17 protein-coding genes and 3 tRNA genes are annotated in these 19268 nt (G+C 45.8%); 14 read left to right on the top strand and 6 right to left on the bottom strand.

Going from position 1 to position 19268, the window contains the following annotated elements; all coding sequences use genetic code 11:
- Positions 1–6: 6 nt before the first annotated feature.
- On the bottom strand, positions 7–711 hold the full coding sequence (locus QNI24_RS15050) for a DNRLRE domain-containing protein (protein WP_267177422.1): 705 nt from the start codon (positions 709–711) through the stop codon (positions 7–9).
- Positions 712–836: 125 nt separating this feature from the next.
- Between QNI24_RS15050 and QNI24_RS15045 the strand changes: the two genes are divergently transcribed.
- The 5 genes from QNI24_RS15045 to QNI24_RS15025 all read left to right on the top strand — a co-directional run bounded on the left by QNI24_RS15045 (position 837) and on the right by QNI24_RS15025 (position 6256).
- Entirely contained in the window at positions 837–2042 is a 1206-nt protein-coding gene (locus QNI24_RS15045; RefSeq protein ID WP_267177421.1) for an Nramp family divalent metal transporter, read from the top strand.
- Complete coding sequence (gene pxpA / locus QNI24_RS15040) at positions 2039–2803, top strand: 5-oxoprolinase subunit PxpA (protein ID WP_267177420.1); 765 nt, start codon at positions 2039–2041, stop codon at positions 2801–2803. Before QNI24_RS15045 ends, pxpA begins: the two co-directional genes overlap by 4 nt.
- Positions 2804–2815: 12 nt before the next feature.
- Positions 2816–3550 carry a 5-oxoprolinase subunit B family protein gene (locus tag QNI24_RS15035; protein ID WP_283708764.1) on the top strand — a complete coding sequence of 245 codons (735 nt, stop codon included), beginning with the start codon at positions 2816–2818 and terminating at the stop codon, positions 3548–3550.
- Positions 3540–4412 carry a 5-oxoprolinase subunit C family protein gene (locus tag QNI24_RS15030; protein WP_267177418.1) on the top strand — a complete coding sequence of 291 codons (873 nt, stop codon included), beginning with the start codon at positions 3540–3542 and terminating at the stop codon, positions 4410–4412. The genes QNI24_RS15035 and QNI24_RS15030 overlap by 11 nt, the downstream gene beginning before the upstream one ends.
- 143 nt (positions 4413–4555) lie before the next feature.
- The gene (locus QNI24_RS15025; RefSeq protein WP_267177417.1) at positions 4556–6256 is read left to right on the top strand and encodes a hypothetical protein; all 1701 of its coding nucleotides are present in this window, start codon (positions 4556–4558) and stop codon (positions 6254–6256) included.
- Between the two features lie 55 nt (positions 6257–6311).
- Here the strand turns inward: QNI24_RS15025 and zapE are convergent, their stop codons facing one another.
- From zapE to QNI24_RS15010, 3 genes are all read right to left on the bottom strand, one after another.
- Complete coding sequence (gene zapE / locus QNI24_RS15020) at positions 6312–7370, bottom strand: cell division protein ZapE (protein WP_267177416.1); 1059 nt, start codon at positions 7368–7370, stop codon at positions 6312–6314.
- Between the two features lie 3 nt (positions 7371–7373).
- Positions 7374–8039 carry an alpha/beta hydrolase gene (locus tag QNI24_RS15015; protein ID WP_267177415.1) on the bottom strand — a complete coding sequence of 222 codons (666 nt, stop codon included), beginning with the start codon at positions 8037–8039 and terminating at the stop codon, positions 7374–7376.
- A gap of 84 nt (positions 8040–8123) precedes the next feature.
- On the bottom strand, positions 8124–9656 hold the full coding sequence (locus QNI24_RS15010; RefSeq protein ID WP_267177414.1) for an AmpG family muropeptide MFS transporter: 1533 nt from the start codon (positions 9654–9656) through the stop codon (positions 8124–8126).
- A gap of 162 nt (positions 9657–9818) precedes the next feature.
- Between QNI24_RS15010 and QNI24_RS15005 the strand changes: the two genes are divergently transcribed.
- The 3 genes from QNI24_RS15005 (at position 9819) to prpC (ending at position 13143) form a co-directional block, all read left to right on the top strand.
- On the top strand, positions 9819–10862 hold the full coding sequence (locus tag QNI24_RS15005; protein WP_267177413.1) for a cyclic nucleotide-binding domain-containing protein: 1044 nt from the start codon (positions 9819–9821) through the stop codon (positions 10860–10862).
- A 245-nt stretch (positions 10863–11107) separates the two neighbouring features.
- Entirely contained in the window at positions 11108–12010 is a 903-nt protein-coding gene (gene prpB, locus QNI24_RS15000; protein WP_267177412.1) for a methylisocitrate lyase, read from the top strand.
- 2 nt (positions 12011–12012) lie between these two features.
- Positions 12013–13143 carry a bifunctional 2-methylcitrate synthase/citrate synthase gene (gene prpC, locus QNI24_RS14995; RefSeq protein WP_267177411.1) on the top strand — a complete coding sequence of 377 codons (1131 nt, stop codon included), beginning with the start codon at positions 12013–12015 and terminating at the stop codon, positions 13141–13143.
- Between the two features lie 78 nt (positions 13144–13221).
- Here prpC and QNI24_RS14990 read toward each other — a convergent pair whose 3' ends face one another.
- Positions 13222–14523: a choice-of-anchor Q domain-containing protein gene (locus QNI24_RS14990; protein ID WP_267177410.1), complete on the bottom strand. Its 1302-nt coding sequence runs from the start codon at positions 14521–14523 to the stop codon at positions 13222–13224.
- Between the two features lie 197 nt (positions 14524–14720).
- On the opposite strand from QNI24_RS14990, the gene QNI24_RS14985 reads away from it, so the two are divergent.
- Both QNI24_RS14985 and QNI24_RS14980 read left to right on the top strand, forming a co-directional pair.
- Positions 14721–15710 (top strand): DUF2157 domain-containing protein, encoded by a 990-nt coding sequence (locus QNI24_RS14985; protein ID WP_267177409.1) that lies wholly within the window; start codon positions 14721–14723, stop codon positions 15708–15710.
- On the top strand, positions 15707–17314 hold the full coding sequence (locus tag QNI24_RS14980) for a GDYXXLXY domain-containing protein (RefSeq protein WP_267177408.1): 1608 nt from the start codon (positions 15707–15709) through the stop codon (positions 17312–17314). Before QNI24_RS14985 ends, QNI24_RS14980 begins: the two co-directional genes overlap by 4 nt.
- Here the strand turns inward: QNI24_RS14980 and QNI24_RS14975 are convergent.
- Entirely contained in the window at positions 17255–18139 is an 885-nt protein-coding gene (locus tag QNI24_RS14975; RefSeq protein ID WP_267177407.1) for a helical backbone metal receptor, read from the bottom strand. The genes QNI24_RS14980 and QNI24_RS14975 overlap by 60 nt on opposite strands.
- 251 nt (positions 18140–18390) lie before the next feature.
- On the opposite strand from QNI24_RS14975, the gene QNI24_RS14970 reads away from it, so the two are divergent.
- The 4 genes from QNI24_RS14970 to QNI24_RS14955 all read left to right on the top strand — a co-directional run.
- A tRNA-Tyr gene (locus tag QNI24_RS14970) sits at positions 18391–18475 on the top strand.
- A gap of 38 nt (positions 18476–18513) precedes the next feature.
- Positions 18514–18587 (top strand) — tRNA-Gly (locus QNI24_RS14965).
- Between the two features lie 7 nt (positions 18588–18594).
- Positions 18595–18670 (top strand) — tRNA-Thr (locus QNI24_RS14960).
- Between the two features lie 107 nt (positions 18671–18777).
- The coding region (locus QNI24_RS14955) for a GTP-binding protein (protein ID WP_283708763.1) at positions 18778–19268 on the top strand (491 nt) is incomplete at its 3' end.

Below are 19268 nucleotides of genomic sequence, written 5' to 3'. Positions count from 1 at the left end.
TTGGCTTCATTCAAAACCGTTGCGATAAATCAAGTCCAGCTGATCAATATCAATGATTAACATGGGTTGTTCGGCTAAATTTTCACGGCTGACATAGCGCACCGCTGTACTCGGGCTGCCTTCCTCGCCTATCACGAACCAACCAAAATTGTCATTGCTGCCGTTGACCCAGTTTTGTACATCAGCCACTAAGTTTGGACTGCTGAAATTGATGGGCCCTAAATTATTGACCGCCGTTGTTGCTGAGGCTGATGCAGCAAAATCACCTCCGACATTATTCCAGGAGATGCCACCATTTTCAGCATCACCATTGAAAGCACTGATCCAAGTGGCGTCATTCAACTCAGCTGGTGCGCCCATGCCTTCTTCACCACCTGCATCTGAAGTGCCTTCTCCCCAGTCCGACTCGGCCATGTGAACGGAAACATTTGAGCTGGAAACTCGGCGGGATACTGTCAACACCAATTCAGCACTGTTGATTGTTGTGCCTGGTGGAATGCTGGATAAGTCAAATTTAATGATGGCTCGCCTGACTGCCTCACCGCCATTGGCACCGGTTTTGCCGGCAAATAAATACTGACCTGCACCATTGCTCAGTGGTGCACTATTGGTTTCATAAATGGTGTTGTCTTTCTCAGGAAAGAGCTGAAGTTCTACTGCCAATGTATTAAAACTCAACAACGATGCGATTATCAGTATAGATTTTTTCATGGTATTCATCGGTTCAAAATATCAATTATATGAACAATTGATGTGAAAGTAGTTAAACAATTCACACTTTAGGCGATTAACTAAGGATACTTTCCCTGATGCGTTTGTAATAGAATGGCATAACTATGGCTAAAACACCTTCATTCACAATGGGCCCTGCTGCATTGGTTGCAGCGGCTTTTATCGGGCCAGGCACAGTCACCACTTGTACCTTGGCAGGTGCAGGTTTTGGTTATGCATTGATTTGGGCGTTGGTGTTTTCGATTGTGGCTTGTATTTTACTGCAGGAAATGTCGGCAAGATTGGGACTTGTGACCCAACAAGGCTTGGGTGAGGTGTTGCAAAAACAGTTCACAAATCCACTATTGAGGGCCTTATTGTTTGCGCTGGTTGCTCTGGCTATTTTCATTGGTAACAGCGCTTATCAGGGTGGCAACATTGCTGGTGCGGTATTGGGTATGGAGGCTTTGTTACCCGGTCTCGATGTTCCTTGGGCAATCATGGTTGCTGCGCTGGCTTTTGTGCTGCTGTTTCAAGGCAGTTATCGGGTGTTGGAAAGGGCTTTGATAGCTTTGGTGCTATTGATGAGTCTGGCCTTCATCACCACTTTTATCATCACCCAACCTGACATTCCTGCATTGTTGGGTGGCCTGAGACCGCAAATCCCTGATGGTGCTTGGTTAACAGTTATGGCGTTGGTCGGTACCACAGTGGTGCCTTATAACTTGTTTTTACATGCTTCTGCGGTGAGTAATAAGTGGCACGATCCTGCCTGTCTGCGGCAAGTCAGAAAGGACACCATCGTTTCTATTGGTGTGGGCGGGCTGATATCTTTGGCAATCATCTCCACTGCAGCTGCGGCATTCTTTGGCCAAGGCATTGCGATTAATTCAGCAGCCGATATGTCTGTACAGCTGGAGCCTTTATTGGGCTCATGGGCTTCTGTTTCAATGGGCGTTGGGTTGTTTGCCGCGGGCGTTTCATCAGCTATCACTGCACCATTGGCAGCAGCTTATGCAGTGGCAGGCATGTTGGGCTGGACAACAAATGGCAAAGACTTGCGTTTTAAACTCACCTGGGCGGTGGTTTTATTCAGCGGATTGGGTTTGTCCTTATCGGGATACAAACCAGTCACAATTATTTGGTTTGCGCAGATTGCCAATGGGATTTTGCTGCCGCTGTTAGCGATGTTTTTACTATATATCATGAATCAAAGTAACTTGTTGGGCCGCTTTAAGAACACCTGGTTACATAATTTATTGGGCTTACTGGTGATATCGGTCACCTTATTTTTGGGTGGTAAGTCTTTGTATTTTGCATTCACTTCATGAGCACACCATCAATAGATTTGAATTGTGACTTAGGCGAGTATGACAGTCCAAGCGAAGGCGCATCAGATGCCAAAATCATGCCTTTTATCAGTTCCTGTAACATCGCCTGTGGTGCCCATGCGGGTAACCAGCCGGTCATCAAACAGACTGTTCAGTGGGCGATTAATCACCAAGTTAAGATTGGTGCGCATCCTGCCTATCCAGACCGTGAGAATTTCGGTCGAACCGTGATGCGAATTAATCGAGTTGATTTGCAGACGTCCATCCAACAACAAATCATGCTGGTAAAACAACAGGCCGAAGCTTGTGGTGGCGAATTACATCATATAAAGCCTCACGGCGCCTTGTACAACCAAGCAGCGACTGATGCATCTTTGGCAGAGTTGATAGTGGAAGTTGTTGCAGCTGTTGATTCAGGCTTGCTGGTGTATGGTTTGGCGCACTCTGAACTGGCAACAGCTGCCAGCAAATTAGGCCTGGGTTTTGTTGCAGAGGGATTTGCTGACCGAGCTTATACCGCGACAAAAACACTGTTGCCTCGCCACCTTGATGGTGCCTGTATTGATGATCCAAAACGACAACTACAACAAGCACTACAGCTGCTACAAAAGGGTCAGGTGAACACCGTTTCGGGTGAATCAGTGCGTATATCTGTGGCAACCATGTGTTTGCATGGTGATCACCCAAACGCTGTGGCTGCGGCACGCACGTTAAATCAGGGGATCAAAGCTGCGGGATTCAGCATCCAAGCACCCAGTTGAAGACTGATGCCTATGAACGCATTGCTGCTCAAACAAATCATACCCAATGGTGATTGTGCTTTGCTGTTGCGGTTCAAAGCATCCGCAAACAGATCCCGTTGGATACAAACACTCGCCACTGACTTCATAGAAAAACCACTCAAGGATTTAATTAATGTGATTCCAGCCAGTGACAATTTAGTGCTGGTTTTCAAGCAAACAGTCAATCATTATTTGGACTGGCAAACAGTGATTCAACAAAGAATAGACCAGCTACAATTAAGCGATGTGGAGTCAACAGTTCATGAAATTTTGGTTTGTTACGAGGCTCAATATGCGCCTGATTTAAATCAAGTTTGTGAACAAGTTGGTCTGTCTAGAGAAGCTTTGATTGCGGCTCATACCCAACCATTGTACGATGCTGTGATGCTTGGCTTCTTGCCTGGATTTACCTACCTCAAGGGCAATGATAAGCGCCTTTGCCTGCCGAGAAAAAACACCCCGGCAGTGCGGGTGTCAGCGGGCAGTGTGGCAGTGGCTAACGATCAGACAGGCTTGTATGCCCTGTCCAGCCCGGGCGGTTGGCACGTGATTGGCCGCAGCCCAACGCCACTATTAAATTGGCATAAAACACCTGCGAACTTAATCAAACCGCATGATCGGGTTAGGTTTAAATCAATCGATGCAGCTGCCTTTATGCGCATTGCTCAAAGCAACAATTCAGGCAATTGTTGCGGAAAAAGTATAGGCAAAAATCATGGCGATTGAAATCATACAAGCAGGTGGTTTGACCACAGTGCAGGATGGCGGTCGCTGGCATGCGGCGCATTTAGGTTTTCCTGTTTCTGGTTGTATGGATCAAGCTGCCGCACAGTTGGCCAACCACATGGTCGGTAATGAGCCCGGCTGTGCTGTATTAGAAATGTCATGGAGTGGGTTGGAGTTCACTGCACAGCAGGCCTGTTCAATGGCTTTAGCTGGTGCAGAATTTATTTGTCAGTTGGATGGTCAGGAGGTCTCAACTGACTCGGTCATTCAGTTACGCGCCAACAGTCATTTTAAAATGCAGCGTTTGTTATCAGGGGTGCGCGCCTATGCCGCATTTGCAGGTGGTATTGATGTGCCGGTTCTAATGGGCAGTAAAAGTACTTTGTTGTCGGCATCGGTTGGCGGTTTCAATGGTCGCCCATTGCGAGCAGGAGATGTGGTTGAATTATCTCAGCCACATTTGGTAACTAACAAAGGTAAACCCAATTGGAAAAAATACCACCCACCAAGTTTTCATGTGGTGCGTGCCATGCCTGGTCCTGAAGTTCATTTATTTTCCCAGAACACCATCAAACAGGCTTTCTCTCAAAGTTATGAGTTGACCGCTGCGGCAGACAGACAAGGCTTCAGGCTAAAATCAAAGCCGCTGGATGTGACAAATATCCAGGTCACAGCAAGTTCCGGTTTGGTGCCCGGCAGTCTACAAGTCACCCCAGATGGTCAAGCCATATTGGCCATGCGCGATGCACAAACCACAGGTGGCTATCCAAGGATACTGGTTGTTCACCAACAACAACTGTCTCTGTTGGCACAAGTCAGACCAGGTGAAAAAATTCATTTTTTTGTCGAAACCCGCTTTTAGGGTACGTTCAGGGTTTAAATTTCAAGATAATTTCAAGGTTTTTTCAGGTTTAAAGAGCGTGTTTTCTCTAACATTTATCTATGCGTTTCTTGATTTTAATGTCGATCAAGGAAATTGTTATTTGAATGGAAGAGGAGAGAACGATGAATTATATCAAGTTTAAAAAGATGACTTGGGTTGCTGTGTTTATGCTTTATATGGGAAGCTCAGCGGCACAAACCACCATCACTGTTGATTGGGCTTTGGATGAAGAGCCAAACAACAACAACCACACATGTAATTACACTCAGGGCGGCTTGTTCTTCCCTGACACCACTGGTTCAGGTGCCGATAAATGTACTTTACGGCGCGCCCTCAGAGAGGCTGGGGCCATAGCCAATGATGACTTTTGTTCAGGCTGTGCTCCTGTGACCATTGTATTCAACGGTTTGAACGGCACAGATGGCAATGCCGATGACGTCCAATTTAATGCTGGGCAGTGGGTTTTACCCATAGCTGGCGGGGCCAGTACCAGTGATTTTGGGTTGTACCCACAAACCATCACAGATGTCACTGGGCCGGTTAATATCGTAGGCAGTCCTGTTGATATACAGAATAACAATGAAATGCCACTGATCATGGTTCGAAGCAGTAAAACCTTGGAAATTGAGTTAAGCCAAGTTTCGATCCAGTCATTGGGGTTTTATGGCGGTATGAGTGTCCATGCCAAGGAAGCCAATTTCAGTTTTATGAACAACACTTGGGGGTTGAGTCCAGATGGCAGTGAAATGGTGTTTGCGGCACCCGATACCAATATCGACAACTTGGCGGGTAATCACGGCGTATTAGGCACCAATAATGCCAATGATCTATTGGTCCAGAACAACATCATAACAGGCGCAGGGACCTATGCTGTTGAGGTCAGTTCAAGCACCACCGGTTTGCAGATAGTTGACAATTGGATTGGTCTGAATATCAATGGTACGGTGCCTGCAGTGCCCGATAATTTGGCTTGTCGAACCTTTCAAAGCATCAGTCCAAACCCCAATGAACTGGACGAGAATGAGTGGTTTGGCGGCGCCGGTATCAACATCGCTGGAACTGGAGCAATGATTCAAGGCAACGTCATCGCTGGTTTACAAAACATCCGCAGCACCAATGACACACCACCACAAGCGTTGACTGTGTTTGGTGCTTTACACACCATTGAAAACAACATCATCGGTCAAGATGTGGCCGGAGGGACAATAGGTGTCTGTGGCCAGGGTATTAAATTCTCCACCCAAACTGATGTTTTAGACCCACAAAACAACGGTCATTTGGTGATCGATAACTTGATTGATTCCTCACGCAACGGTTTTGAGAACACCAAGGGTGCGATACTGTGGACCGATACCAGTAGCCCCGCATTTTTGGATGGGGGCAATACCGTTCGCGGTAACATAGTGATCAATGGTCCTGAAAGGTATTTTGAGATGGGTCCCATGATTTCATCGGCCAAAAGGTTGTTTGAGCCAGCTGTGATTACCAGCATCAGTGGCACACAGATAGCAGGAACCAGCAATGCCAGTAATGTCAAAGGTGATCCCAGTCCATGCCCCAATTGTTTGATTGATTTTTATCTTGATGATGACGATGAGAACGAAGAGGCTCTGGCACATTTAGGCGCAGTCAATGCCAATGCCAATGGTGATTTTAGTTTCAATCTATCCGCGCCACTGCCAGGTGGATTTGGTATCAGGACCACCAGTACCGCTCAAAGTGATGGAGTGATTGGTAATACCTGGTCTGGTACCACCAGCACCATGTCGAATGAATTGTATGGTCTGGATATCATCTTTGCAGATGGGTTTGAGGGTGAATAAAAGCAGGTGGTCTGTTAATTTTTGAACTTGTAGTGTACATCATGAGCAAGGATGCTCACTCGCTGACCAGTAATTCTGCCAAGCGTGAGGCCGCTCGCTCAAATTCGAAGGCCATTTTTTTGCCTTGATAAATGATTTTGTAATGACAGGCGCCCTCTGCAATGATTTTAACGCCGTGTTCATACATCACATCTATCAAAGTAATAAACCGCCTGGCTGCATTATCTTGGTTGCTGTTCATTTGTGGAATATTTGCAACAATAAGGTGGTCAATCTTTGCCGCTATTTGGATGTAATCATCGGCATTGCGTGGTGTGTCGCACAAAGCTGAAAAATCACACCACAATGTTTTGTAAGCGTGTTTGATGACTGATAGCTTGCGGTCATTAATCTGCCAATCATCATAGCGAGATGTGGCATGATTAGATAATTTGATGAAACACTCATTTAAGTGCATCTGGCTGGAATCGTTGATTGGGTAGTACCAATGTTCGTGTTGTTGTTCTTCTTGTTGGCGGTAATCTTGTGTGCCATCTAAATGCAATACTTGCATGTTGTGATTGATCCAATCAATGGCAGTGAGAAATTTAGCCCGTTGTAAGCCGTCTAAATAAAGGTCATCGGGCTTGACGTTTGAGGTGGTTACCATGGCGATGCCGTGTTGATTGAACGCTTGAAGAACGCCGGCCAACAGCATGGCATTGGCAATGTCATTGACTAAAAATTCATCAAGGCAGAGGATTTGGGTGGTACTGGCCAGTTTTTTACAGATTTTATCCAAAGGGTCTTTGGCATCGCCTTGGTTACGCAACTGCAGGTGTAACCACAGCATGAACTCGTGGAAGTGTTGGCGTCTTTTTCCCACATGGTCAGGTAAGGTATCGAAAAACAGATCCATCAAATGCGTTTTGCCGCGACCAACAGAGCCATAGATATAAATACCCCTTGCAGCCGGTTCCTTGCTTTTAAACAACCAGCTTTTCTTTTTAGGTTTGACTAGGTCATCATAGAGTCGTTGGAATTCATCAACCACAGCAGCTTGGAGTTCATCACGCCAAATAACGCCGCACTCTATTTCATCAAGGTATTTGGCTTTTGGGCCTGGCTGGGTCATCAATCAGTCGGGATTAACTTGGCGCAGTAAACCATTCTTGATGGCGCCTTTCAAGTCGAGCAAACGCCGATGAAAGAAATGGCCTGCTTTCATGGTGATTAACTGTGGCTTGGGATTTTGTTGCTCAACATATTCATAAACAGCACGGGGGCTGACTACGTCATCTTCGTCTCCTTGAATCACCAGCCAGGGGCAAGCCGGCGGTTCTAATTCAGAGTAATCATAGCGTTCAACCGGTGGTGCCACAGTGACGAATTGTTCCGGGTTGATGTCATGTACGGCCCGAAGTGCGACATAGGAACCAAAAGAAAAACCCGCCAACCAAAACTTACAATGTGGCATCACTTCCTTGGCCCATTGGTAGACCGCCAATAGGTCTTCAGCTTCGCCAACACCATCATCAAAAACACCATCAGACTCGCCAACACCACGGAAATTGAAACGTATGGTGTGGGCGCCCATATCTCGGAATGCTTTTTCTAGCATGTGAGTCACCTTGTTGCGCATGGTGCCGCCATACAATGGATGGGGGTGGCAAATCAAAGCGACCCGATTCTTATCAACGGCATCAGACTCTGGTGGCGCCATCAAACATTCTATCTGGCCTGCTGGGCCAGGCAAAGTGACCACAGTAGACTCTTTGGGGAAATCAGTTGGTGCTTCAGACATGGTTAATTGGTATCAAAAAAGGCAGCATTATAGCATTGCAAGCCCGCTCGCTGAACTACCAAGCGAATGATTGACAAAGCTGTATCACTCTTTCTTGTGATCAAATGCAAATGCTTTGACTTTTTTCGCATACATCAACATCAACACCACTGGGATGCCGATGATCGCAGTCATCAAATAAAAGTTGGCATAGCCCATTTGTTCCACCATGCCACCAGAATATCCACCCAAGATTTTCGGGAACAAGGTCATCACTGATGAAAACATGGCGTATTGCACGGCGGTGAATTGGCGATTAACCAGAAGAGACAAGAAGCCCACAAAAGCCGTTAAGGCCATGCCTTGAGACAGGTTGTCAGCGGAAATCATGAAGGTCAGATAAACCAAACTTTTTTCCATATCGACCATCACCATGAACAATAAATTGGTGGCGGCGGACAATACAGCAGCAATGATCATGATTCGCATGATGCCGTATTTGACAACCAAAAAGCCGCCCACAATGCCACCGCTGATGGTCATGATGAGGCCGAAAGTTTTAACAATGCCAGCAATTTCATCCAAATCAAAACCCTTGAATTGATAAAATAAATTGGCGGTCACGCCCATCACGATGTCAGAAATTCGATACAAACAAATGATACCGATGATCAGCCATATATGCTGTTTGTGGCGCAGGAACAGGTCATGCACAGGAGACCAGTAAACCTCTTTGATCATGTCGATGTTGACCCAGCTGCTGGTTGACACCAACCGGGCAGTGATGGCTGCCAACAACAAAGCCAGCAACAGTTGCCCAGCGGTGGTGAAGGTGGAGGACAATGGCTTGTTACCGGTCCATGCCAACATCTGTTCTTGTACGGTCTGAAACAGGCCAGCTGTCATTTGATAAGTCAAAATCAACACGCCAATGCTGATAACGAAGACCGCCACCACGGCCATATAATCCTTGGTTTTGTGAACCAATGAGTCTGCTTTTTTGGGTTCTTTAATCCACAAGGTGGTGCCTAAACCCACCAGCATGACAGTGGCCATAGACAAATAACTGATTTTCCAGGCGCTGTACTGGTAGTTGTCCATGCTGGTGCCAAAATAGGCGGCAATATACAAGGCGCCAGCACCTGAGGTCAGCATACCTAAACGATAACCTACCGTATAAACCGATGACAGCATGGCAATGTCTTTTTCGGTGGATGCTTCAATGCGCCAGGCATCAATCAAGATGTCCTGGGTGGCTGCTGAAAACCCCAATAAGGTGACAGCCAAAGCCATCTGTACCAATGCCTGTTCGCTGGCTGCGGGGTTGGTTAAACCCATCAAACTGATGGCCACCATAATCAATAATTGTATGCAGAGTAACCAGGCTCGCCTCTGTCCCATGCGCCTGCTGAGGTATGGGATGGGTAGGCGATCCACCAAGGGCGACCAAAGGTATTTGAATGAATAACCTAAGGCGGCCCAACTGAAATAGGTGATGGCTGATTTTTCCACGCCCACTTGGTCTAACCACAATGACAATGAGGAAAAAATAAGAAAATAAGGGATGCCAGCGGAAAAGCCAAACAGCGTCATATGTAAAAACTTGGGGTGGATCAGGTGTTTCAGGGTTTCAGGCATGACAAACTTGGTTACAATTATGCAAAGTGTAGCATGATGATTGCTGATTGCCAGTGCTTCAAATTGATATTGGTCAATTGACGCGGTTTCGATAGATTAGATTTTGTGTTATTTTTTTAAATCGGTTATTATTTCTGTGAAGCGAATAAATTTGGGATCCCTATGATCAAGGCTGAAGAACTACAACAGTACTACCCATTCAATAAGATTGAGATGAAGTTCTATCCATTGCTGTTGGGTGAATGTGAGTTTTTTGAAAAACACCAAGGCGATAAACTTTATGAAATCAATCGCCCGGCGGAAAATACCAAATACCTGACCCATGGTGTGGTTCAAATCACGACTGATAAGGGACGTGAAAAAACCCTCAAGTCTACCTCACTTTCATCCAAATACCCCATTGGCGATGCCAACAAGTCAAACACCATGGATGCGGTGGTCAAATCCAAAAACATGAGTGGTTTCCAAATCAGCTCAAATCTACTTGATCACATTCAGGTATGGAACGGAGTTTATAGCAAAGTTGATATCGAAAGTCCTTTGCGTGGACATGATGATTATGCTTGGGTAGTAGGTTTGTTAAAAAGCCGCTCAGTACAGATGTTGCCCCAAGGTAACATTGAAGAGTTATTCAATGAGCTTGATTCTGTGGTCGTGAAATCTGGCACTGAGGTCATTGCCGAAGGTGATTCAGGTGATTACTGTTACATCATTGCAAAAGGTGTTGCTGAAGTTTACCAAGTCATTGCTGAGGGTGAAAAGAAGGTGGCCGAGCTGAGCAATGGTGCATTATTTGGCGAATCTGCTTTGGTCAGCACAGAACCCCGAAACGCTTCTGTTCGCATGAAGACTGATGGTTTGTTGATGCGTTTATCAGCGGCAAAATTTTCTCGCTTGTTAAAAGCGCACGTGGTTCGCTGGATCACTGCACAATCAGCCCTAGAACACCTCGCTGCTGGTGCCACCTTGATTGATGTCAGAGAGCCTGAGGAGTACAACCGCCAATCCATTCAAGGCTGTTTCAATATCCCAGTCAACCACATCCGTAAAAATGTCCATAAACTGAACCTCAATGCCACCATCATTACTTGCAGCAACCTGGGTTCGCGCTGTGCATCAGCGGCCTTCACTTTAGCCACATTGGGCTATGATGTCTATGCTTTACAAGGTGGCATCAACGGCCTGATCCGCACCCTAGAAAGTTAGTTGTAATCGCTGGATGTGCTGGTTGTCTCATGGGGCAGCTTGGCACGGGCTCTCAACAATATGCACCTGGCTATATTTGGCCCTTTCTGTTATAATCCGGCGGCCGGAAAAAAGCTGTAAATTGAGGTTTTAGTTGGTCGCATTCTCGCACCTGTAAGCTTCAACCATGCTTCTTTATTCATGCTTTGAGGCCAACAGTGATGCTGTTGCATCGATGCCCAAAGCCTAATATAAACGATTCAAATATGAACAAACCAATTAATAGCGCGGGATTAAAATTTCGCCAAGCTGTCGCTGAAAACAACCCCCTCAAAGTGGTAGGAACCATCAATGCGTTCACTGCAAGAATGGCCAAAAACGTTGGTCACCAGGCCATTTATTTATCAGGTGGTGGTGTGGCCGCTAACTCACTGGGCATGCCTGATTTGGGGATTTCATCATTGGAAGATGTGCTGACAGATGTGAGACGAATCACGGATGTGTGTGATTTGCCCTTATTAATAGATGTGGACACTGGTTGGGGCGGTGCATTCAACATCGCCAGAACCACACGGTCAGTGATCAAAGCAGGTGCTGCTGCCATGCACATAGAGGATCAAGTGGCACAAAAACGTTGTGGACACAGGCCCAACAAAGAAGTCGTCAGCAAAGCTGAAATGGTTGACCGCATCAAAGCAGCGGTTGATGCCAGATTCGATGAGAACTTTGTGATCATGGCCAGAACCGATGCTTTGGCGATTGAAGGTGAAGAGGCGGCCATTGAGCGAGCGGTGGCTTGTGTTGAGGCTGGTGCTGATATGATATTTCCTGAAGCGATGAAGACACTGGAACAATACCAGCGATTTAAGGATGCAGTGAATGTGCCGATTTTAGCCAACATCACTGAATTTGGTCACACGCCACTGTTTACCAGCGATGAGCTTGGCAGTCATGGTGTAGATATTGTGTTGTATTGTTGCAGCGCTTACCGTGCCATGAACCGTGCGGCTGAAACTGTTTACCAATCAATCTTGGAGCAAGGTCACCAGAAGGATGTGCTGGCCATCATGCAAACCAGAGAAGAGCTGTACAATCATTTAGATTATCACAGCTATGAGACGAAATTAGATGAATTATTTTCAACAGATAAACAAGCAGAGGACAAATAATTATGGGTAATACAAAAAAAGCTGGCGGCGCCGGCTTACGTGGCCAAAGTGCTGGTGAGACTAAATTATGTACGGTAGGTAAAATTGGCGCTGGCCTGACATACCGCGGTTATGACGTTGACGATTTGGCAACCAACGCCAGTTTTTATGAAACGGCGTACTTGATCTTACATGGCAAGTTACCTAACCAAGCTGAATTGGATGCTTACAAAAAGAAAATCAACTCTTTGCGTGAGTTACCAGAGGCAGTAAAAAAGACTTTAGAGTTGATTCCAGCCGACGCTCACCCCATGGATGTGATGAGAACGGGTTGTTCAATTTTGGGCAACATTGAAACTGAAACAGATTTTTCGCAGCAGTTGGATAAAGCTGATCGTTTGGTAGCTATCTTCCCTTCAATCATTTGTTATTGGTACAAGTTTGCTCATGAGGGTGTGCGCATTGAAACCGATTCTGACATTGATGGCGTGGGTGCACATTTTTTAGAGATGTTGCACGGCAAAAAGCCCAGTGAATTACATGCCAGAGTGATGGATGTTTCTTTGATTCTTTATGCTGAGCATGAGTTCAATGCCTCAACCTTTACCGGCCGAGTGGTGGCATCAACCTTATCTGACATACATTCTTGTGTGACGGCATCAGTTGGTGCTTTGCGTGGACCATTACACGGTGGTGCCAATGAAGCTGCGATGGCATTGTTGCAGAAATTCTCCAGTGTGGAGGAGGCCGAGGCAGGCATTGATGAAATGCTGCGCACCAAACAACTTATCATGGGCTTTGGACACGCGGTCTACACCGAACGCGATCCGCGCAATGCGATCATCAAACGTTGGTCTGAAAAATTAGCCGATGAGGTTGGTGATGAGGTGCTTTATCCTGTTAGTTGTGCTGTTGAGAAGAAAATGTGGGACGAGAAAAAACTGTTCCCCAATGCTGATTTCTTTCATGCATCAGCCTACCATTTCATGGGCATACCGACTGAGCTGTTCACGCCGATTTTTGTGATGTCACGTGTTACTGGATGGACCGCGCATGTGATGGAGCAACGTGAAAATAATCGCATCATCAGACCGAATGCCGATTACACCGGGCCTGATACACGGAAGGTTGGACCGATTGCAGATCGCGATTAAACCAAATTACTGGTTACTCATAAAAAAGCCCGGTCAATTGACTGGGCTTTTTTTGTGGCGGTGCTTGATTGGCATTATCTAATTGTTGTCGAAATCAAAGCCATCGATAAAAATAAGGTCTTCAATGACAGTGTACTCTACTGCACCAATGTCACAGGCGGCTATCATGTCGCCATCACCATCATTGGGTCGGTTGTTGCCGATTTGATCAACACTCAAGGCACATGATCCACTGATGGCGTCAAGGGCAGGACTGCCTGGTAATAAGTTGTGCGTTGGGGTATTACCACCATTGTCGCTCAATGCTGTTATGATTATTTCATTCAAATTATTGACGCTGGGTACGATGTCAGTAGCGCCCAGGGTGATGCCTGTTGAGCCATCGTCATTATTCAAGCCAATCAAATTATAATCATTGAGGGTGAAGCTGCCACCGAGAGAGTTGACTTCATTGCCGTTATTGGTGGCGGTATTGCCTGAAATGATGGTTTGTCGTACCACAACATCGGCCAGTTCGTTATGAATGCCGCCACCATTATCATTGGCTTGGTTGTTGACGATGGTGCTGGATGTGATGTTGATGGCTGAGTTACTTAAGCCTTGAAAGTCATAATGAAAAATACCAGCGCCATCAAACACAGTTGAGTTGCCTGAAATGGTTGAATTGATGACATTGAGTGTCACCGCACCGCCGTAGTTTGATACGTATATCCCACCTCCGCCCAATCCGCTGTTGGATTGGTTGTCAGCAATCGTTGTGCTGTTAATGGTTAATTCACCGCTGTTGACTGAGACGGCGCCACCGTAATAACTGGCCAATCCAAAAGGTGAGGATTGGTTGTTGCTGATGACGCTGTTGTTTATGACTGAAGTGTTGTTGCTGGTCAATGTGATGGCGCCGCCAATGTTGTTGGTGATGGTTGAATCATTGAGGTACAGACTGGCATTCAGGGTGGATATGGCACCGCCATAATTGCCGGCTCTGTCACCACCATCTAATGTCACATCATTCAACTCTAAAACAGGTAAATTAGCGATGTAATCAGATGAGCCAAGTTGAATCAGTGAAAATTGGGTTTGCGCACTGACATCGCGGCTGATGGTGGTGTTGTTGGCATTGATGGTTACATCATTAATGATGGGTGGTAAAGCCGTGGTTAATGCAATTACACTGTTGTTGGGTAGCTCAATGGTGTCATCGCCATTGCCAGCAGCACAGCCGCCTGCGGCAGTGTCTGTATTGGCTGACTCAATGGCTTGCGCCAAGGTACAGTCGTCATTGTTAACAGCAATGATGGCGCCATGGGCTTGGGTGGATATTTCAATTAACAAGGCAGTGGCCAAAACTGACTTTTTGAAAATAGTTTGTTTGACTTGCATGGGATCCCTCATGTTTTATTGCTGGGAGTTTACAACATATTTTTTGTTGATTGAACCGGCAATGTCGTATGAGGGCATCTCAGTGGGTATTTCATGTTGCTACTTTGGTGTTGTTTTTTAGACTTTTTGAGGTATGCGTTGGTTTAATTGTTGAAACAATTTATGATGAATGACGTTCACATGTTAAAGAGGATTCAATGGCGCATTCAGTTTACACATGGATTAAGCAGGGTTTGATTAAACCACAAAACCAACAACAAGCTATGGAACTGGCGGATGAGCGACCCAGCAGGTCAAATTGGTTGGTTTTTTCTCATCAATTTTTGTTATTGGTCGGGTTGCTGTCATTGGCGTTCGGTTTGATTTTTTTCTTTGCTTACAACTGGAATGAGCTGAGTCGAATGACCAAGTTCCTGCTGGTGCAAGCGGTTCTGCTGGCCACTTTTGTATTGTATTTCTTTAAGGCCAAATCTTTTTGGTTGAGTCAGAGTCTGCTGCTTACTGCTGCCTTGTTGATTGGCGCCTTGCTGGCGCTATTTGGTCAAACCTACCAAACAGGCGCTGATCCTTGGCAATTATTTGCTACTTGGGCGATGTTGTTGTTGCCTCTGGTTTTGTTCAGTCGCTCTGAGGTGTTGTGGCTGGTGCTGGCATCCTTATTGAATTTGGCCCTGTTGCTTTATTTAAAAATTAACCCATCGATTTTTGGTCTGATGTTTGACGGTGGCAACGAAATTTGGTCATTCCTGATCTTGAATGTGGCACTTTTGGTGCTGTTAGAAGGGCTGCATGGCAAGCATGGGCAGTGGGCGAAGATGCTACAGCCGACGTACCGATGGGCGGCACAAGTTTTAGGAGTAGTGGCTTTATTTGTTTTGTCGGCTATTGGCATGGAAGGTATTTGGGGTGATTCAGATCAGCGTGGAGCCAACTTATTGATGTTTGTTTTATTGATGGGATGCGGTTTTGCTTTTTATCGTTTTGTACGCCAAGATTTATTGCTGTTGACAGCTTGGGCTCTGGCTATGATGGTCTTCATCTTGTCATTTTTGGGCCACAGTACCTTCCGCCATTTGGATGCAAGTGGTTTTTTATTGATGGCAATCACCTTGATTGGCATGTCTGCATGGACGGTTAAATGGATCAAACAACTGCATGTCCAATTCAGTCAGGAGAATCAATCATGAATCAGCATAGTTTGTGGCGTCAGTTAAAACAACAAAACTTGGTTTCTGGCAATGAACCTGAATTCAATGCGACAGAGGAAAGCCTTTGGTATGTCAGAGCGATGCAAGGATTTGCTGGTTGGTTGGCAGCCTTGTTCTTGATTGGCTTCTTGGGCGTTGGTGTGGCTGGTTTGTTTGAACACGGGGTCGCACTTATTATCATGGGTTTGATCATTAACTACGCCAGTTATGTGTTCTTCAAGACCAAGCCTGAGAGTGACTTTTTTGAACAATTGGTTTTGGTGTTTAGTCTCACAGGCCAATTCCTGTTTGTGTTTGGCTTGTTTGAATTGTATGAGTTCAGAAACCGCCAGCTGTTATTGGTTGTGGCGATTTACCAAGCTGTTTTGGTGTTTTTGATCAATCAATGGCTGCATCGTTTTTTGTCGACTTGGTTTGCCATCATGGCTTTGTTTTGGGGGGTTGAATTACTGGTTTTTACTGGTATTGGATCTGCTGCGCTGGCTATTTTGTTTGTCTGGTTGTGGCTGGATAAAACAGGTTGGCAAACTGAGCGAGTGTTTTATGAGCCAATCGCGTATGCCAGCGCTTTTGCCCTATTACAATATAATTTGCCGCATGGTTTGGGCTTGGCTTCATTGTTTTGGTACCGACAAGCAGAACCGACCTGGTTGATGCTCAATGGACATTACATTGCCGCTGTTTTAAACAGTGCTGTGTTGCTTTACTTTATTTACAGGGTGATGAGAGAACAACAGTTGAAGTTTAGTTCAACCACGGGTAAGTTGATAGTATTGGCTGCAGTTTTGTCATTGTTTACAGCCTTGCCAGTGATTGGCTTGAGCAGCGCGTTGCTGGTTTTGTTGGTGGGCTTTGCGCGTCGTAATCCGTTCCTTCTGGTGTTAGGTGTGTTGGCCATGCTGGGCTTTGTGTCGTGGTTTTATTACAACTTGAACACCACATTATTGAATAAGTCCTTGATATTGATGGTGGCTGGTTTGGTGCTGTTGCTGGGGTACCTGCTTCTCAGGTTAATCTACCGCTCTGGCAGCGAGCACATGGCTGCGGTCAGTTCGCTCACAGCCATGGGTCTGTCAAAATGGCAAAGACTGGCGGCTGTGATCACTTTATTATTGACTTTGGTTGGGGTGAATCATGCCATCTTGAAAAAAGAGGCGGTTTTGAAAGACGGCCAATCGGTGTTTTTAGCGTTGGCGCCGGTGGATCCCCGGTCATTGATGCAAGGAGATTATATGCGCTTGCGTTTTGCGATGGCTAATCAAATCAGAAGCCAGCACCAACAAGCCACTGGCAATGTTGAAAAGCATCATGACGGTTATGTCTGGGTTATTTTAGATGACCGAAATGTGGGCGAATTCCATTCAACAACGGCAGGTGTTGATGGCGCAATAAAAATGCAATACCGCATCCGCAACAATCGGGTCCAGTTTGCCACCAATGCGTTTTTCTTTCAGGAAGGTGATGCGCAATTATTTGATCAGGCCAGGTTTGGTGAATTCAAGGTTGCCGAAGATGGCGAGTTGTTACTCAAAGCCATGTACGATGAGGACCTGAAACTGTTGGGTGAGAACCGCTTGGATTGAGCTTTTTTCGAATGTTTTGACTTGTTCACAAAGCGACTCTATGGCCAGCAGTGTCCTCAAAGTTGGTCGCGTAAAATGGTCTGCGTCTAATACCGCTATGTGCTGGTTCTGTATTGCAGGTATCCTTTGCCATTGAGAAAGCTGGCTATCTTTTGCAAGGGGTTTTATGCGCACCAGCACTTGTGGCTTTTTCAACACCACAGCCTCTAAGTTAACTGCAGCTGATGCGGTTGGTAATTGGCTGAATATATTCTTTAAGCCACAAACTTCAATCGCTTCACTCATCCAGTGTGAACTGTCAACGGTGTAGATGGGTTGGTCTGAAATTTGTATCAGGGCGGATCTTTGTGATTTAACCTTGGTTTTGAGTTGATTGATTGTTTGAACAAATCCATGGGTGGCATCCACAGCTTGGGTTCCCAATGTTTGGGCAATCTGGTCAATGGCTTCAGGGATGTCGCTCAGCTGAGTGGTTTTTATGGCCACCAAATGATGCCCCATCTTATTAAGCTTGTTGATGGTTTGTTGTGGTGTGCCACCTGGCCAGTAGAAAATCACGTCAGGATTGAGTTGTTTGATTAATTCGAGATTCAAATGAAATGCATCGCCAATGATTTGTTTTTTTGATACAGCTTCAGGGTAGTCGCTGTAGGCGCTTACCCCGACCAAGGCTTGGCCACCGCCGGCAGAATAAACCAACTCAGTTAAATGTGGCGCCAGGGTGATGGCAGTGACAGGCGGATTATGCTGGTCATTGAGAGGCGCTGTTTGAGCTGCCAGAGCTTGGTTGAAGGTAGTCAGTAATAGGATAATTCTGAAAAACATTGGTATAAATGCGGCTTTTGAAGAAAGCTTTATTTTAGCGTTAAAGCAGGTGTTTGTGCAGCATCTGTTGATGGGTGGTGATTGGTGGTTAATGGTAATAGATAAAATAGTGATTGTTTTTTCATTTCAAATGTCTATAATTCGCAGCTCGCTCGGTATCAGCAATGGTGGTATTTTAAGGTCTAGAAATTACTGACTTTTTATATTGACATTCAACGCGTATTCTACGAAAATGCCGTGCTTTGTTCGATGGAGGGATGGCCGAGTGGTTAAAGGCGACGGACTGTAAATCCGTTCTCTCAGAGTACGCAGGTTCGAATCCTGCTCCCTCCACCACTCAATTTTAGTCAGTTTTAAAACTGATTAATAATTGAGCGGGTGTAGTTCAATGGTAGAACATTAGCCTTCCAAGCTAAATACGTGGGTTCGATTCCCATCACCCGCTCCATTGTAATGCCCATATAGCTCAGTCGGTAGAGCACTTTCTTGGTAGGGAAGAGGTCACTAGTTCGACTCTAGTTATGGGCACCATTATTTAAGCACTGAAAAGCAGTGCTAAGAAAGATGTTTTGCAGGGCGTTATGGCCGGTAAGGCTCTTATAATTTTATTAACTACTTAGCTTTTTGGAGTAGCAACAATGTCAAAAGAAAAATTTGAACGCACGAAGCCCCATGTAAACGTGGGCACAATTGGTCACGTTGACCATGGTAAAACTACCTTGACTGCAGCGATCACTAAAGTTGCTGCTGAGAAGCAAGGTGGAGAATTTAAAGATTACGATCAAATCGATAACGCGCCAGAAGAAAGAGAGCGTGGTATTACGATTTCTACAGCACACGTAGAGTATGAGACAGACGGTCGCCACTATGCGCACGTTGATTGTCCAGGTCACGCCGATTATGTTAAAAACATGATCACAGGTGCGGCTCAAATGGATGGTGCTATTTTGGTTGTATCTGCAGCTGATGGTCCAATGCCACAAACCCGAGAGCACATCTTGTTGGCTCGTCAGGTTGGTGTACCTTACATTGTTGTGTTCTTAAACAAATGTGACCAAGTTGATGACGAAGAATTGTTGGAATTGGTTGAGATGGAAGTTCGTGAGTTGTTGAGCGACTATGAATTTCC

Origin of the sequence: Marinicella marina (assembly GCF_030065545.1) — a bacterium.
Taxonomy (GTDB): domain Bacteria; phylum Pseudomonadota; class Gammaproteobacteria; order Xanthomonadales; family Marinicellaceae; genus Marinicella; species Marinicella marina.
The sequence above is the reverse complement of the archived record's forward strand: the minus strand, read 5'-3'. Positions and strand labels throughout refer to the sequence as shown.

Excerpts from the sequence above, each read along its gene's own strand:
- QNI24_RS15050 (WP_267177422.1), bottom strand. The coding sequence starts at position 711 with ATGAAAAAATCTATACTGATAATCGCATCGTTGTTGAGTTTTAATACA.
- QNI24_RS15045 (WP_267177421.1), top strand. The coding sequence starts at position 837 with ATGGCTAAAACACCTTCATTCACAATGGGCCCTGCTGCATTGGTTGCA.
- pxpA (WP_267177420.1), top strand. The coding sequence starts at position 2,039 with ATGAGCACACCATCAATAGATTTGAATTGTGACTTAGGCGAGTATGAC.
- QNI24_RS15035 (WP_283708764.1), top strand. The coding sequence starts at position 2,816 with ATGAACGCATTGCTGCTCAAACAAATCATACCCAATGGTGATTGTGCT.
- QNI24_RS15030 (WP_267177418.1), top strand. The coding sequence starts at position 3,540 with ATGGCGATTGAAATCATACAAGCAGGTGGTTTGACCACAGTGCAGGAT.
- QNI24_RS15025 (WP_267177417.1), top strand. The coding sequence starts at position 4,556 with ATGAATTATATCAAGTTTAAAAAGATGACTTGGGTTGCTGTGTTTATG.
- zapE (WP_267177416.1), bottom strand. The coding sequence starts at position 7,370 with ATGACCCAGCCAGGCCCAAAAGCCAAATACCTTGATGAAATAGAGTGC.
- QNI24_RS15015 (WP_267177415.1), bottom strand. The coding sequence starts at position 8,039 with ATGTCTGAAGCACCAACTGATTTCCCCAAAGAGTCTACTGTGGTCACT.
- QNI24_RS15010 (WP_267177414.1), bottom strand. The coding sequence starts at position 9,656 with ATGCCTGAAACCCTGAAACACCTGATCCACCCCAAGTTTTTACATATG.
- QNI24_RS15005 (WP_267177413.1), top strand. The coding sequence starts at position 9,819 with ATGATCAAGGCTGAAGAACTACAACAGTACTACCCATTCAATAAGATT.
- prpB (WP_267177412.1), top strand. The coding sequence starts at position 11,108 with ATGAACAAACCAATTAATAGCGCGGGATTAAAATTTCGCCAAGCTGTC.
- prpC (WP_267177411.1), top strand. The coding sequence starts at position 12,013 with ATGGGTAATACAAAAAAAGCTGGCGGCGCCGGCTTACGTGGCCAAAGT.
- QNI24_RS14990 (WP_267177410.1), bottom strand. The coding sequence starts at position 14,523 with ATGCAAGTCAAACAAACTATTTTCAAAAAGTCAGTTTTGGCCACTGCC.
- QNI24_RS14985 (WP_267177409.1), top strand. The coding sequence starts at position 14,721 with ATGGCGCATTCAGTTTACACATGGATTAAGCAGGGTTTGATTAAACCA.
- QNI24_RS14980 (WP_267177408.1), top strand. The coding sequence starts at position 15,707 with ATGAATCAGCATAGTTTGTGGCGTCAGTTAAAACAACAAAACTTGGTT.
- QNI24_RS14975 (WP_267177407.1), bottom strand. The coding sequence starts at position 18,139 with ATGTTTTTCAGAATTATCCTATTACTGACTACCTTCAACCAAGCTCTG.